This window comes from Streptomyces sp. NPDC059398 (assembly GCF_042751845.1).
GTDB lineage: Bacteria > Actinomycetota > Actinomycetes > Streptomycetales > Streptomycetaceae > Streptomyces.
Genome location: NZ_JBHYWP010000028.1, coordinates 1 through 14,743, shown reverse-complemented (window position 1 = coordinate 14,743; position 14,743 = coordinate 1). Strand labels below are relative to the sequence as shown.

The 14,743-nt window shown below is 70.3% G+C and carries 12 protein-coding genes; 4 read left to right on the top strand and 8 right to left on the bottom strand.

Annotated features, from left to right (window positions below; genetic code table 11):
- Positions 1-25: 25 nt before the first annotated feature.
- The 6 genes from ACFXBC_RS13105 to ACFXBC_RS13080 all read right to left on the bottom strand — a co-directional run bounded on the left by ACFXBC_RS13105 (position 26) and on the right by ACFXBC_RS13080 (position 5,912).
- Positions 26-1,339, bottom strand: coding sequence for an MFS transporter (locus ACFXBC_RS13105; RefSeq protein ID WP_385022795.1), 1,314 nt, complete (start codon positions 1,337-1,339; stop codon positions 26-28).
- Positions 1,340-1,501: 162 nt separating this feature from the next.
- Positions 1,502-2,083 (bottom strand): ArsR/SmtB family transcription factor, encoded by a 582-nt coding sequence (locus tag ACFXBC_RS13100; RefSeq protein WP_385022792.1) that lies wholly within the window; start codon positions 2,081-2,083, stop codon positions 1,502-1,504.
- Positions 2,084-2,166: 83 nt separating this feature from the next.
- Positions 2,167-2,760 (bottom strand): TetR family transcriptional regulator, encoded by a 594-nt coding sequence (locus ACFXBC_RS13095; RefSeq protein WP_385022789.1) that lies wholly within the window; start codon positions 2,758-2,760, stop codon positions 2,167-2,169.
- Between the two features lie 119 nt (positions 2,761-2,879).
- Entirely contained in the window at positions 2,880-3,899 is a 1,020-nt protein-coding gene (locus tag ACFXBC_RS13090) for an aldo/keto reductase (protein WP_385022786.1), read from the bottom strand.
- A gap of 96 nt (positions 3,900-3,995) precedes the next feature.
- The gene (locus tag ACFXBC_RS13085; RefSeq protein WP_385022783.1) at positions 3,996-4,451 is read right to left on the bottom strand and encodes an Lrp/AsnC family transcriptional regulator; all 456 of its coding nucleotides are present in this window, start codon (positions 4,449-4,451) and stop codon (positions 3,996-3,998) included.
- Positions 4,452-4,484: 33 nt separating this feature from the next.
- On the bottom strand, positions 4,485-5,912 hold the full coding sequence (locus tag ACFXBC_RS13080) for an amino acid permease (protein ID WP_385022925.1): 1,428 nt from the start codon (positions 5,910-5,912) through the stop codon (positions 4,485-4,487).
- Positions 5,913-6,303: 391 nt separating this feature from the next.
- Here ACFXBC_RS13080 and ACFXBC_RS13075 point away from each other — a divergent pair, with 391 nt between their 5' ends.
- The gene (locus ACFXBC_RS13075) at positions 6,304-6,531 is read left to right on the top strand and encodes a DUF6243 family protein (RefSeq protein WP_385022780.1); all 228 of its coding nucleotides are present in this window, start codon (positions 6,304-6,306) and stop codon (positions 6,529-6,531) included.
- Between the two features lie 259 nt (positions 6,532-6,790).
- Here the strand turns inward: ACFXBC_RS13075 and ACFXBC_RS13070 are convergent, their stop codons facing one another.
- Positions 6,791-8,167, bottom strand: coding sequence for an MFS transporter (locus tag ACFXBC_RS13070; RefSeq protein WP_385022923.1), 1,377 nt, complete (start codon positions 8,165-8,167; stop codon positions 6,791-6,793).
- 191 nt (positions 8,168-8,358) lie between these two features.
- Here ACFXBC_RS13070 and ACFXBC_RS13065 point away from each other — a divergent pair, with 191 nt between their 5' ends.
- Positions 8,359-9,213: a helix-turn-helix transcriptional regulator gene (locus ACFXBC_RS13065; RefSeq protein ID WP_385022777.1), complete on the top strand. Its 855-nt coding sequence runs from the start codon at positions 8,359-8,361 to the stop codon at positions 9,211-9,213.
- On the opposite strand, the gene ACFXBC_RS13060 is transcribed toward ACFXBC_RS13065, so the two are convergent.
- On the bottom strand, positions 9,186-10,640 hold the full coding sequence (locus tag ACFXBC_RS13060; RefSeq protein ID WP_385022774.1) for an MFS transporter: 1,455 nt from the start codon (positions 10,638-10,640) through the stop codon (positions 9,186-9,188). The genes ACFXBC_RS13065 and ACFXBC_RS13060 overlap by 28 nt on opposite strands.
- A 65-nt stretch (positions 10,641-10,705) precedes the next feature.
- Here ACFXBC_RS13060 and dusB point away from each other — a divergent pair, with 65 nt between their 5' ends.
- Together dusB and ppdK are read left to right on the top strand one after the other, a co-directional pair.
- Positions 10,706-11,836, top strand: a complete 1,131-nt coding sequence (gene dusB / locus ACFXBC_RS13055) for a tRNA dihydrouridine synthase DusB (protein WP_385022771.1) — start codon at positions 10,706-10,708, stop codon at positions 11,834-11,836.
- Between the two features lie 592 nt (positions 11,837-12,428).
- Positions 12,429-14,743: pyruvate, phosphate dikinase (gene ppdK, locus ACFXBC_RS13050; protein ID WP_385022768.1), on the top strand; the 2,315-nt coding region annotated here is incomplete at its 3' end.

The following is a 14,743-nucleotide window of genomic DNA, read 5'->3' as shown; positions in this document are numbered from 1 at the left end:
GTCGCCCGCCGCCCGCCGCCTCGGCTCAGAGTGCGGGTGCCGGCTCGGAACGGGGGGCCGGGTCGGCGGCCGGAGGCTCCGTCGGCAGGTCGCGGTTGCGGCGGATCGGGGAGAAGTAGAGGAGGGACGCGGCGAAGGGGAGCCCGGCGATGGTGATCCACAGTGCGGTACGGGTCCCCAGCGCCTCGCCGAGCGCGCCACCGAGGACCGCTCCGAGGGGGATGGTGCCGTAGTTGAGGAACGCGGCCGATGCGGAGATCCGGCCGAGCATGTCCTTGGGGCAGTACTGCTGACGGAAGGTCGAGGAGAGGATGTTCCCCGCGATCACCCCGAAGGACACCGAGGTGTAGCCGATCACGAAGAGCACCAGGCCGGCTCCGGCGGTGGTCAGCGGGATCAGCAGGGCGAGCGAGGGGACCGCCAGCTCGAAGAGGATCAGGGCGCGGGCGCTGCCGATCCGGGCGGCGACCCGGCGGGCGGCGAAGGCGCCGATGATGCCGCCGATACCGCCTCCGGTCATCAGTGCCCCGATGGTCCCCGACGAGAGGTGGACCTCGCGCACCAGGAAGACGACCAGGATCGACTGATATGCCATCAGTGCCAGATTGGAGGCGCCGCCCGAGATGGCCATGGCGCGCAGATACGGGTCGCCGAAGGTCAGCCGCAGCCCCTTGCGGATCTCCCGGCCGAGCGCTCCGCGCGCCCGCACGGTCACCGGGCCGCGCGGCTCGCGGTGCCTGATGCGCAGGACGCAGAGGAACGACACCGCGAACGTCGCCGCGTTCACGAACAGCCCGTTCGCGGCGCCGACCGCCTCCACCAGGAAGCCGCCCGAGCCGTTTCCGGCGAGCTGCGCCGCCGACTCGCTGCCGTGCAGCTTGGAGTTGCCCTCCGCCTGGTCCTCGGGGGCGACGAGGTGGGGGAGCAGTGCGGTGTACGCGGTCTGGAAGAAGACGGTGGCCGTCCCGGCCAGTACCGCCGTGGCCAGCAGATAGCCGATCGAGAGCAGGTGCTGCCAGGCGGCGACCGGGACCCCGGCGAAGAGCAGCAGTGCGGCGGCGTCGGCGGTGAGCATGACCGGGCGGCGCGGCAGCCGGTCCACCCAGGCACCCGCGGGCAAGCCGATGAGCAGCCAGGGCAGCCAGGTCGCGGCCGTGAGCAGGCCCACCTGGAGGGTGGAGGCGTGCAGCAGTGTGACCGCGACCAGAGGCAGGGCGACCGAGGTCACGGACGCCCCGTACTTCCCGGTGGTCGAGCCCGTCCAGAGGAGACGGAAGTCGCGGTTGCGCAGCAGGAGGCTGCGGGAGGTGGAGCGCGCTGGTGTACCCGGAGTCGGCATGCGTATGAAGGTAGCTTGCAGAGAACTCTCTGCAAAGTGGTTTGCAGAGAGTTCTCTGCAATATTCTCCGCACTGTTTCCGGGCGGTTGTTCAGCCTCTGGCTCTGGCTCGTGGCGCGGGTGGCGCCTCAGCCTCTGCCCTCGCGGTACGGGTGGTGGCTCCTCAACTCCGACCCTCGTGGCGTGCGAACGACTGGAGCTGAACGCTGATCGGCAGCGATCCGGGCGCCGGCGACTCACCCTCCCCCGGGTAGTACTTGTCGACCACGGCCATCAGCTCGTCGTTCAGCTCCCGCAGCCGTGCCGGGGTCAGCCGCAGATCGTCCCAGTTGGCGATGGTGCCCGCGCTCTCCCATTCCGCGGGCCACTGCTGCTCCGCATACGCGGACGCCCGCTGGAAGTACAGCTGGATCAGCTCCTGCACATAGGCGTCCACGGCGACCCGCGCCGAAGGATCCTCCTTGCTCAACTGCGCGGTGTGCAGCACCTGTCGGTCCTCCACCGCCCGCCACCAGCGCTCCCGCCTGGTGCCCCGCTCCGTGTCCTCCTCGATGAAGTGGTGCTCGGCCAGCTGCCGCAGATGCCAGCTCACCGTGCCGGTGCTCTCGCCGAACTCCTGGGCCAGCGTGGTGGACGTCGCGGGCCCCTCGCGGCGCAGCGACTCCATGATGCGCACGCGCAGCGGGTGCGCGAGGGCGCGCAGACTTCGGGCGTCGATGGTCCGTACGGGCTTGTGGCTGGCCATGACGGCAGCGTAACCGGGACGACGCGGACGTCCGGCGGGCCCCACCGGTCCCCGGGGCCGCCGCGACGGCCGCCCCCCGCCCCTCAGCGGACCCTGACCCCCCGCAGCAGCAGATCCCGTACGGCGGTGAAGTCGTCGTCGATACCGGCGCGGCTCCACTCCGCGGCGTACACCGGGTCGTGGAAGCGCCCGGTCGCGTCGAAGACCGCGCGGGCCGTCGTGGTGAACTCCGCATCTACGGGGGCGAATGCACCCTGGGCGCAGCCGTCCTCGATGATCCGGGCGAGCTGGCCGACCAGCGCCCCGATATGGCGCTCCACCACTCCGCTGTTCTCCCCGGTCAGCACCCCGAAGGTGGCGAACAGCTCCGGGTCGTCGCCCGCCTTGCGGCGCTTCGCCGCGAAGAGGGCCGTCAGCCAGTCCTGCAGCCGGGCGGTCGCCGGGCCCTCCCGGTCGTCGGCGAACCGGGCCAGTTCCTCCTCCGACCGGTGCAGCCAGCGCTCCGTGACGGCCTCGCGCAGCGCCGCCTTGGTACGGAAGTGACGGTAGACGCTGCCGTGGCTGACCCCGAGCACCCGTGCCACGTCGACCACCGTGGCCTTGGCCGGGCCGTAGCGGCGCAGCACATCCTCGGTCGCCTCAAGAATGCGGTCGGGTGTCAGGGCTTCGGGCGTCATCGCGTCTGCGCTGCCTTTCGGTGCGGCGCTGCCTTCGGGGGATGCGCTGCCGTGCGGGGGAGTGGAGCGCTACCGACGGTACCGGGACCCCTGCGCTCGCTGCGACGGTACCCGGGGCCTCAGTGCTCGCTGTCCAGGTGGGCCATCTGGGCGGCCGGGTAGCGGTCGCCCGCGGCGGATCCGGCCGGGACGGCCTCCTCGATGGCGGCGAGGTCGTCGGCGTCGAGCGTGACACCGAGGGAGCCGAGGGCCTCGGCCAGCCGCTCACGGGTCCTGGCGCCGATCAGCGGGACGATGTCCTCGCCGCGTGCCGAGACCCAGGCGATGGCGGTCTGGGCGACGGAAGCGCCCTTCCGGTCGGCGACCTTGCGCAGCGCGTCGACCAGATCGAGGTTGTGCTGGAGGTTCTCGCCCTGGAAGCGGGGGCTCATGCTCCGGAAGTCGCCGGGGCCCAGCTCGCGGTCGCGGGTGAAGTGGCCGCTGATCAGACCGCGGGAGAGCACCCCGTACGCGGTGATGCCGATGCCCAGCTCGCGGGTGGTGGGCAGGATCTCGGCCTCGATGCCCCGGGAGATCAGCGAGTACTCGATCTGGAGGTCGGCGATCGTCGTGGTGGCGGCGGCCCTGCGGATGGTCTCGGCGCCCACCTCGGAGAGGCCCACATGCCGTACGTGGCCCGCTTCGATCAGTTCGGCGATGGCGCCGACCGTCTCCTCGATCGGTACGTCCGGGTCGACACGGGCGATCCGGTAGATGTCGATGTGGTCGGTGCCGAGCCGCTGGAGGGAGTACGCGGCGAAGTTCTTGACGGCGTTCGGACGGCCGTCGTAGCCGGTGAAGCCGCCTTCGACGGTCCGCAGTGCGCCGAACTTGACGCTGGTGAGGGCCTGTTCGCGGCGGGCGGCCGGGGCGGTGCGCAGGGCTTCGCCGATCAGCAGCTCGTTGTGGCCCATGCCGTAGAAGTCGCCGGTGTCGAGCAGGGTGACCCCGGCGTCGAGTGCGGCGTGGATGGTCGCGATCGACTCGGCGCGGTCGGCGGTGCCGTACAGCGCGGACATCCCCATGCAGCCGAGGCCGATGGCGGAGACCAGCGGTCCTGCGGTGCCCAGGGTGCGGGTGGGTACGGGAGTGGTGGCCATGCGGGCTCCTTCGCCGGAACAGAAGCTGACAGGGGTCGGTACATGGCGACTATGGCATGACGGGTAACAGATTTCAATATCTGTCACTTCGTGGCGCTACGCGGGCGACCCCGAGCTGAACCGCCGTACGAGGGGCGAGAGCACGAGCACGGACTTGGTGCGCTCGACGAACGGTTCGCCCGCGATGCGCTCCAGGACCCGTTCGAAGTGGCGTACGTCCTCGGCGTAGATCTGCACGACCGCGTCCGCCTCACCGGTGACGGTCGAGGCGGAAACCACCTCCGGATAGCGCGCCATACCGCGGCGGATGTCCTCGGGGGAGGTGTTGTGACGGCAGTGGATCTCGACGAACGCCTCCGTCTCCCAGCCGAGCGCCGCGGGATCCACCCGTACCGTGAAGCCGGTGATGGCGCCGGACGCGAGGAGCCGGTCGACCCGGCGTTTGACGGCGGGGGCGGAGAGCCCGACCCGGGTGCCGATGTCGGCGTAGGAGCGGCGGGCGTCCTCGGCGAGGGCGTGGACGATGCGTTCGTCGAGATCGTTCAGTCGCAAGGCGGGTGGATCACACTTCTTCTCGGCGGGCGGTCAGTCTTCTCGGGCGGTCATGCCTTCGCGGGCCAAAGCGCCTTCGCGGGCGAGCTGGGAGCGGCGCATCCCGTAGCCGAAGTACAGCACGAGCCCGGCGGCCATCCAGATACCGAACCACACCCAGGTACTCGCGCCGAGACTGGTCATCATCCAGAGGCAGAGCGCGAAGCCGATGGCCGGGGTGACCGGTGAGAACGCCACCCGGAAGTTCCTCGGCATATCGGGCCGGGTCCGGCGGAGCACGATGACCGCCGCGTTGACCAGCGCGAACGCGAAGAGCGTGCCGATGCTGGTGGCGTTGGCCAGCTCGCCCAGCGGGACGACCGCCGCGAGGACGCCGCAGAGGAGCGAGACGATCAGCGTGTTGGCGACCGGGGCGCCGGTCCGCGGGCCGACCTTGGCGAACACCTTGGGGACCAGTCCGTCGCGGGCCATCGAGAACAGGATGCGGGTCTGCCCGTAGAGCACGGTCAGGACCACGCTCGCGATGGCGATGACCGCACCCGCGGCGAGCAGCACGGCCCAGAAGCTCTGCCCGGTGACGTCCCGCATGATCTGCGCGAGGGCCGCGTCCGCGTTGTGGAAGTCCTGCCACGGCATGGCACCGACGGCGACGAGAGCCACCAGGCAGTAGAGGGCGGTGACGATCAGCAGCGAGAGCATGATCGCGCGCGGCATGTCGCGCTTGGGGTCGCGGGCCTCCTCGCCTGCGGTGGAGGCCGCGTCGAAGCCGATGTACGAGAAGAAGAGGCTGGCGCCTGCCGCGCTGACGCCGGTCATGCCGAGCGGCATGAAGGGCTTGTAGTTGCCCGCCTTGATGCCCGACGCGGCCACCGCGCAGAACAGGACCAGCGAGGCGATCTTCACGACCACCATGATCGTGTTGGCGCGGGCGCTCTCCCTGGCACCGCCCAGCAGGAAGGCCATCGCCAGCAGGACGACGAGCAGCGCGGGGATGTTGACGATGCCGCCGTCGCCGGGCGGCGCGGAGAGCGCGGTGGGGATCGTGACGCCGATCGTGCCGTCCAGGAACTCGTTGAGGTACTGGCCCCAGCCGACGGCGACGGCCGCCACGGACACGCCGTACTCCAGCATCAGACACCAGCCGCAGAGCCAGGCGACGAACTCGCCCATCGTGGCGTAGGTGTACGAGTAGGAGGAGCCGGAGACCGGGATGGTGCCCGCCAGTTCCGCGTACGAGAGGGCCGAGAAGAGGGCGGTGAGCCCGGCGATCACGAAGGAGATCACCACGGCCGGGCCGGCCTTGGGGACCGCTTCGCCGAGTACCACGAAGATGCCGGTGCCCAGGGTGGCCCCGATGCTGATCATCGTCAGCTGCCACATGCCGAGCGAGCGCCTGAGCTGCCCGCCCTCGCCCTGCCCGCCCTCGGCGATCAGCCGCTCGACGGGCTTGCGGCGCGTCAGCGGGGAGCCGGAGCCGCCGCCGCCGGACCTGGGGCCGGGGCCCGGACCGGCCCGGTCCCGGGTGGTCGGCGCTGCGTCAGGTCGTGCCACGGTGAGGCTCCTTCATCGCTGCCTGCTCCGGCGGCGGGGCCCGCGCGTACGGCACCGTCCACGGGTGCGCGTCCCGGCGCACAGCAGGAGGGGACCGCCGAGCCTGGGGTCTCCACCGCTCCACGTACAGGGCAGAACACTACGAGGCGTGCGTACTGGCCCGTAATGCAGGTTCCTTGTCCATCTGCGGCGATTCATTGCGCGCATCCACGGGGAACGGTTGATCGTGTACGCATCGTCCGGGCCGGGCCCGGAAAAATACGGTGCGTCCCCCGGTGGTGGTCCCGGTACTCTGACCGGCATGGCAAAGAGTCGCAACAACCTTCTCGGCGTGGGCGGACAGCGCAAGAAGATGCCCCGTGCGGGGGCGCAGAGTTCGGCCGCCGCAGGCGCCGAGGACCGCAGGTCAGCCGCTGACCAGAAGCAGGAACTGCTCCAGAAGATGCGCGAGCGGGCCGCGGGGGCCGACGCCACCGCGACGCCCGACAGCGCGGCAACCGGCACCGCGAAGCCCCACGCCGAGGGCTGACACGCCGGGCACCACGCCACACCACAGTTCAACCCGGTACACAGCACGGTGGGGGGGGGGGCGGGGCCCCGACCCCCGCGCCCCCCGCGGAGCGGGCGCCGCACCGCCGCCCCCCACCCCACACCGACACCCCCCCCGCGGCGGGCTCCCCCGCGGCCCACCACCACACAAAAAGGACACCCCGGAAAACACTCGGGGGGGCCCTCCATCTCCTACACACGCGGCCCCCACCGTCGTTACGGCTCCGCTCCGGCAGGCCCTACCGCACCGTGCGCGGCAGCCGCAGGCTGAGCAGCGCGGTCACGGCGACCGCGGCCAGCTGCAGCAGCAGCGTCACCGCCAGCGCCTCCCGCATCCCCAGCGATGTGGTCAGCGACAGGAAGAGCGTGCCGAGTGTGGCCACCCCCAGCGCCAGCGACGCCTGCTGTGTCGTGGTCATCACACCGCCGCCGACCCCGGCCCGCTCCGCCGGTACGTCGGAGAGCACGATCCGGAAGAGCACCGGCAGCTGGAGCCCCTGCCCGAACCCGGCCAGTGCGGTGCCGGGGGCGAGGGTCGCGATACCGAGACCGGACCAGCCCCACCACACGGTCGCCGCGAGCACCGCGACCCCTACGGCCTGGATCACCCCGCCCGCGGTCACCACCCGGCTCGCATACCGGCCGACCAGCCGGGGACCGGCCAGCGAAGCGGTGAAGAAGGCCGCGGCCATCGGTACGAGCGCCAGCCCCGCCGCCACCGGACCCATCCGCAGCCCCTGCTGGAGCGCGACCGCGATGACGAACATGAATCCGCCGAAACCGATCGAGAACGGCACCACCAGCGTGAGCCCGCGCCGCAGTGAGTCGAGCCGCAGCAGGCTCGGCGGCACCAGCGGCACCTCGCCCCTGCGGTCGGCCGCCCGCTCCGTGCGGTAGAAGGCCGCAGCCGCGAACGGGAAGACCCCCAGCGAGATCCAGGTCCACAGCGGCCACCCGGCGGCCCTGCCCTCGGTGAGCGGCGCGAGGAGCGTCACCAGCGAGAGGGCCAGCAGCAGGGTGCCGGGTATGTCGACGGGTGCGGGCTTCTCCGACCGGGTCTCCGGTACGGAGCGGACCGCCAGCACCAGACCGAGGAGCGCGACCGGCACATTGACCAGGAAGATCGACCGCCAGCCGGTGCCCGCCACGTCCGCGGCGACCAGGACGCCGCCGAGTATCTGCCCGGCGACCATCGAGAGCCCGGCCGTCGCCCCGTAGAGCCCCATGGCCTTCGCCCGCCGCGGGCCCGCCGTGGTGGCCTGGATGGTGGCGAGCACCTGCGGGAGCATCAGGGCCGAAGAGGCGCCCTGCGCCACCCGTGCGCCGACCAGCGTCCAGGCGTCGGGCGAGAGACCGCAGGCCAGCGAGGTCAGGCCGAACGCGGCCATGCCGATCAGGAAGAGCCTGCGCCGCCCGATCATGTCCCCGAGCCGCCCGCCGAGTACGAGCAGCACCGCGTACGCGACGCCGTATCCCGCGACGACCAGCTCCAGCATCGCGGGTCCCGCGGCCAGGTCGTGGTCGATGGTGGGCAGGGCGACATTGACGATGAAGAAGTCGATCAGCGGCAGCGCAGCGCCGAGCAGCACCGTGAACAGGCCCAGCGTGGAGAGCACCGGGGTGGGGTGGTCGTGCCGGCGGACGGTGCCGGGAAGGGTGGATGGAGTCCGTACTGTCGTGCGTGTCGTAGCTGTCGTATTGCTCACGGAACCGAGAATGCTCCGGCGCTCAGACTGGTACCAGAGTCTTCTTATCCTGGTACAAGCAGTACCTGGCAATGGCCTGCCCCGTCCTGCACTCTGGGACCATGACGACAGTTGCGCCGGAGACCGATGTACGCAGGCACGAGCTGGCCGACTTCCTGCGCAGCCGCCGCGAGCGCATCACGCCCGAGCAGGCGGGGCTGCCGCGCGGCGCCCGGCGCCGGACCCCGGGGCTGCGCCGCGAGGAGGTCGCCCAGCTCTCCGCCGTGGGCGTCACCTGGTACACCTGGCTTGAGCAGGCCCGTGACATCACGGTCTCCCCGCAGGTCCTGGACGCCATCGCCCGTGCGCTCCTGCTCGACCTGCACGAACGCGCCCACCTCTTCTCGCTGGCCGGCGCCGTCGACCCGTCGCCCGGCGCGGTCTGCCCCTCCATCACACCGGCGCTCTCGTCCCTGATCGAGCAGCTGGACCCGGTCCCCGCCTGCATCCAGAACAGCCGTTACGACATCCTCGCGTACAACCGCACCTACGGCCGGCTGCTCTGCGACCTGGACGCCGTCGCCCCCGAGGACCGCAACTGCATGCTGCTCTCGTACACCAACGAGGACTGGAAGTCCTCGGCCGTCGACCTCGACGCCATGCACCGGGTGATGGCCGCCAAGTTCCGTGCGTCGATGGCCGGGCATCTGGCGGAGCCCGCCTGGAAGGCGCTGCTCAAGCGGCTGGAGGCGGTGTCGCCCGAGTTCCGTGAGGTCTGGGCGCGGCACGAGATCATCGGCCCCGGCAGCCGGACGAAGCGCTTCCACAACCGGTATGTCGGGCCGCTGCTCGTGGACCACACCGACCTCTGGCTCGGCCCGGCGTCCGGCCCGCGCATGGTGACCTACGTACCGGCCAACGCCGAATCCCGTGAACGCCTGGAGCGGCTCTACGCGTTGGCGTCCGCCACCGTCTGAGCCGTCTCGGGGGCGTCGAGCCGCTCCGCGGTCCGCCGGGCCGAGCGCTGTGCCCACCTCCCGCTGGTGAGCAGCCCGAAGACCAGGACCGCCAGACCGCACCCGGTGATGATCCACCAGGCGGTACGGCTGGCTCCGGCGAAGCCCGCCGTGTGCGCGGCCCCGCTCACGCCCGATGCCAGCACGGCCCCGATCACGGCGACCCCCAGCGTCGATCCGATCTGCCGGCTGGTCGAAGCGACCGCTGCCGCGACCCCGGCCTGCGCGCGGGGCATCCCGGAGACGGCGGTGTTGGTGATCGGCGCGTTCACCATGCCGAAGCCGATCCCGAACAGCACATAGCCGGTGAAGAGCAGCGGGGTGTGCTTCTCGGCGTCGAGCACCGCGAAGCACAGACCGCTCAGCGCCATCGCCACCCCCGCGGCCAGCAGCGGGATCCGCGGCCCGCGATTGCCCACCAGCCGTCCCGAGAACGGTGCGCAGAGGAAGGTCAGTGCCGCCATCGGCAGCATGTAGAGACCCGCGTGCAGCGCGGAGAGGCCGCGGACGTCCTGCAGATAGAGCGTGTTGAGGAAGAGGAACCCGCCGAGCGCGGCGAAGCCGCACACCGCGATGACGGTGGCGCCGCTGAACGGCGCGCTCCGGAAGAACCGCAGGTCGATCAGGGGTTCCGGGCGCCTCGGCTCGTACAGCACCAGACCCGCGAGTGCCAGCAGGGCCACCCCGGTGAAGGAGAGGATCAGCGGGGAAGTCCAGCCGGCCGACGGGGCCTCGATGATCGCGTACGTCACCGAGCCCAGCAGCGCGATGACCAGCAACTGGCCCACCGGGTCCGGCCTGCGGCCCTTCGGGGCCCGCGACTCCGGTACGTAACGCCAGGTGAGGGCCAGCGCGGCCAGGCCCACCGGAAGGTTGATCCAGAAGATCGAACGCCAGCCGACCGAGTCCACCAGGAGGCCGCCGACGATCGGGCCCGCCGCCATCGAGATCCCGACGACGCCACCCCAGACACCGATGGCGCGGGCGCGTTCGCGCGGCTCGGTGAAGGTGTTGGTGATGATCGACATCGCGACCGGGTTGAGCATCGAGCCACCGACGGCCTGCACCATCCGGAAGACGACCAGCGACTCCAGATTGGGGGCGATCGAGCAGAGCGCCGAGCCGAGGGTGAATATCACCAGACCCGCCATGAAGACCCTGCGCCGCCCGATCCGGTCGGCCGTCGAACCCGCGAGCATCAGCAGCGAGGCCAGGACCAGCGTGTACGCGTCGATCGTCCACTGGAGTCCGGAGACCGACGCGTGCAGCTCCTTCTGCATCGAGGGGAGGGCGACGTTCAGGACGGTGTTGTCGAGGCTGACGATCAGCAGGCTCATGCAGCAGATCGCGAGCACCAGCATCCGCCGGCGGTGGGTGAGCTCGGGCATGTATGAATAGTACGGTTAACTAACGAGTTCGGTGTACGTGGCACGGTGTACGCGACAATGGATTCATGACCACGCTCTCCATCGGCCCGCACTCCGTGCAGCCGCCCGTCGTGCTCGCCCCCATGGCGGGTATCACCAACGCCCCCTTCCGCACGCTCTGTCGCGAGTTCAGCGGCGGTAAGGGCCTGTTCGTCAGCGAGATGATCACGACGCGGGCGCTGGTGGAGCGCAACGCCAAGACCATGCAGCTGATCCACTTCGACAAGACCGAGACACCGCGCTCGATCCAGCTGTACGGAGTCGACCCGGTCACCGTCGGCAAGGCGGTCCGCATGATCGTGGACGAGGATCTGGCCGACCACATCGACCTGAACTTCGGCTGCCCGGTACCCAAGGTCACCCGTAAGGGCGGCGGCTCGGCGCTCCCCTTCAAGCGGCCGCTGCTGCGGGCGATCCTGCATGAGGCGGTCTCCAACGCGGGCGGCGCCGTGCCCGTCACGATCAAGATGCGCAAGGGCATCAACGACGACCACCTCACCTATCTCGACGCGGGCCGGATCGCGGTCGACGAAGGCGTCACCGCCGTCGCGCTGCACGGCAGGACCGCGGCCCAGCACTACGGGGGGACCGCCGACTGGGACGCGATCGCCCGGCTCAAGGAGCATGTCCCGGAGATCCCGGTGCTCGGCAACGGCGACATCTGGTGCGCGGACGACGCGCTGCGGATGATGCGGGAGACCGGCTGCGACGGGGTGGTCGTGGGGCGCGGCTGCCTGGGGCGGCCCTGGCTCTTCGCCGATCTGGTGAGCGGCTTCGAGGGCACGCGGGCCCGGCAGGCGCCCGCGCTGCGCGAGGTCGCGGCGGTCATGCTGCGGCACGCGACGCTGCTCGGCGAGTGGATCGGTGACGAGACCCGTGGCGTGATCGACTTCCGTAAGCATGTGGCCTGGTATCTGAAGGGGTTCGCGGTCGGCTCCGAGATGCGCAGGCGGCTCGCGGTCACCTCGTCGCTGGACGAGCTGGGCAGCCAGCTCCAGGAGCTGGACCTGGACCAGCCGTGGCCGGACGGCGCGGACGGGCCGCGCGGGCGCACTTCGGGGAACAACCGGGTCGTCCTGCCCGACGGCTGGCTGAAGGATCCGTACGACTGCTCGGGCATCAGCGCGGATGCCGAACTGGACACGTCGGGCGGCTGACCGGCCGGGTGCCCGCGCCGGGTGCCCGCCCCAGCGATCCTCGCCCCTCGCCCGTCGCCACCGCTCATCCGAGCGGGACGGGGGGCTTCGGGCTTTTCCCGGGGGAGAGCGCGGCTCCGGCTGCCCCCGGCCCGATGTACGGCACGGCACTGAGTGCACACTGCACCGCTCTGCGGGAATGCCTGTCCGCCAGGCGAACCAGGAAGGTCCGAATAGTGGCCTGAGACCCAGTCGGGTGGCGTGATTCTCGCCACCTCTGATCGGGTGGTTGCTCAGATGAGCGATTAAACCTGGAGTGTACTTCTCAAAGCCTGGCACTGGGTGCCAGGTGGCAATCGTTCTCGCAGTGAACTCGATATCGCCAAGGGTGGCCGAAACTGCCCACACATGCCTCACACCTGGCTACGGACCGAAGTGATGCCTTCAAGGGTTGAATTCAACGGGTGCTGAACCCCGCCCTCACGATCACTTTCGATCTGCTGGCAGACGAGTGGTTACGGCCGTACGGCGACCAGGTGGACGTACCCAGGAGCCTTCGATCTGGGTATGTTCCTCGCCGTCAGGGCAGCCAGTCCGCGAGGAGTCGAGTCCCGTGCCGGAATCGAAGAACGCAGAACCCCACGTAACTCAGGCGCAAGCGCCGCAGAAGTTCGTTTATGACTTCACCGAAGGCAACCGCAACCTCAAGGACCTGCTCGGCGGGAAGGGTGCCAACCTCGCCGAGATGACCAACCTCGGTCTGCCCGTCCCTCCGGGCTTCACCATCACCACCGAGGCGTGCAAGACGTACCTCGACAGCGGCGACGAGCCCGTCGAACTCCGCGACGAGGTGAGTGCGCACCTCGCCGCCCTGGAGAAGACGATGGGCAAGAGGCTCGGCCAGGCCGACAACCCGCTGCTCGTCTCGGTCCGTTCGGGCGCCAAGTTCTCCATGCCGGGCATGATGGACACCGTCCTGAACATCGGCCTCTCGGACAAGTCCGTGGCCGGACTCACCAAGCAGTCGGGCGACGAGCGGTTCGCGTGGGACTCCTACCGCCGCCTCATCCAGATGTTCGGCAAGACCGTGCTCGACGTCGACGGCGAACTCTTCGAGGAGGCCCTGGAGGCCGCGAAGAAGGCCAAGAAGGTCAGCGTCGACACCGATCTCGAAGCCGGCGACCTCAAGAAGCTCGTCGGCCGCTTCAAGAAGATCGTCAAGCAGGCCGCCGGGCGGGACTTCCCGCAGGACCCGCGCGAACAGATGGACCTGGCCATAAGGGCCGTCTTCGATTCGTGGAACACCGACCGCGCCAAGCTCTACCGGCGTCAGGAGCGCATCCCCGGCGACCTCGGCACCGCCGTCAACATCTGCTCGATGGTCTTCGGCAACCTCGGCCCGGACTCCGGTACCGGTGTCGCCTTCACCCGCGACCCGGCCAGCGGCCACCAGGGCGTCTACGGCGACTACCTGCAGAACGCGCAGGGCGAGGATGTCGTCGCGGGGATCCGCAACACCGTGGCGCTCGCCGATCTGGAGCAGATCGACAAGAAGTCGTACGACCAGCTCATGCAGATCATGGAGACCCTGGAGACCCACTACAAGGATCTCTGTGACATCGAATTCACCATCGAGCGCGGCCAGTTGTGGATGCTCCAGACCCGCGTCGGCAAGCGCACCGCAGGCGCCGCGTTCCGTATCGCCACCCAGCTGGTCGACCAGGGGCTCATCGACGAGGCCGAGGCGCTCCAGCGGGTCAACGGGGCGCAGCTCGCCCAGCTGATGTTCCCGCGCTTCGACGGCCAGGCCAAGGCCGACCTGCTCGGACGCGGCATCGCCGCCTCGCCGGGTGCCGCCGTCGGCAAGGCGGTCTTCGACTCGTACACCGCGATCAAGTGGTCGCGCTCCGGCGAGAAGGTCATCCTGATCCGCCGCGAGACCAACCCCGACGACCTCGACGGCATGATCGCCGCCGAGGGCATCCTCACCTCACGCGGCGGGAAGACCTCGCACGCGGCCGTGGTCGCACGCGGCATGGGCAAGACCTGTGTCTGCGGCGCCGAGGACATCGAGGTCGACACCAAGCGCCGGCGGCTGACCGCGCCGAACGGTGCGGTCATCGAGGAGGGCGACACCGTCTCGATCGACGGCTCGTCGGGCAAGGTGTACGCGGGGGAGGTGCCGGTCGTCCCGTCGCCGGTCGTCGAGTACTTCGAGGGCCGGATGCACGCGGGCGCCGACGACGCGGACGAACTGGTCGAGGCCGTCCACCGGATCATGGCGTACGCGGACCGGCGCCGCAGGCTGCGGGTGCGGGCCAACGCGGACAACGCCGAGGACGCCCTGCGCGCCCGGCGGTTCGGCGCGCAGGGCATCGGCCTCTGCCGTACCGAGCACATGTTCCTCGGCGAGCGCCGCGAGCTGGTCGAGCGGCTGATCCTGGCCGACACGGACGACGAGCGCGAGAAGGCGCTCGGCGCGCTGCTGCCGCTCCAGAAGAAGGACTTCATCGAGCTGTTCGAGGCGATGGACGGGCTCCCCGTCACGGTCCGTCTCCTCGACCCGCCGCTGCACGAGTTCCTTCCGGACATCACCGAACTCTCGGTCCGCGTCGCACTCGCCGAGTCCCGCAAGGACGCCAACGAGAACGATCTGCGCCTCCTCCAGGCGGTGCACAAGCTCCATGAGCAGAACCCGATGCTGGGGCTGCGCGGGGTGCGGCTCGGGCTGGTCATCCCGGGTCTGTTCGCCATGCAGGTACGGGCCATCGCCGAGGCGGCGGCCGAGCGCAAGGCAGCCAAGGGCGACCCGCGCGCGGAGATCATGATCCCGCTGGTGGGCACGGTCCAGGAGCTGGAGATCGTCCGCGAGGAGGCCGACCGGGTCATCGCCGAGGTGGAGGCGGCCACCGGCACCTCGCTGATACC